Source organism: Novilysobacter selenitireducens (assembly GCF_020026895.1).
Lineage (GTDB): Bacteria > Pseudomonadota > Gammaproteobacteria > Xanthomonadales > Xanthomonadaceae > Lysobacter_C > Lysobacter_C selenitireducens.
The window spans coordinates 1-284 of sequence record NZ_JAINZW010000091.1 but is presented as its reverse complement, the minus strand read 5'-3'; the positions used below and the strand labels follow the sequence as shown (position 1 = coordinate 284).

The following is a 284-nucleotide window of genomic DNA, read 5'->3' as shown; positions in this document are numbered from 1 at the left end:
GTTTAGAGCCATAGAGCAACAGCTTGCAAAGCCTTTGCTGGCGCAAAAAGAGCAGGTGGCATCAGGAGACGAAGGTGAACAGCAAGCACGACAGGTTAGTCTGCGTCGTTATAACAAGTTTGCATCGATCCGCACTGAATATCTCGAATCAGGCCATAGAAGACCTTGGTTTGGTAAGCTTGTGACTACTCGAAGAAAGGATGCTCAACGTCCCAAAGTTGCTTCGGGCTCCCATCACCGCGGTCGCCAGGATTCCGTGGATATTCGGGGCTCCCATCTGGCCG

The 284-nt window shown here is 52.1% G+C and carries 1 protein-coding gene; it reads left to right on the top strand.

Annotation, left to right across the window (positions count from 1 at the left end; translation table 11 throughout):
- On the top strand, positions 1 to 284 hold a 284-nt coding region (locus K6753_RS14585; RefSeq protein WP_223677184.1), incomplete at both ends, for a hypothetical protein.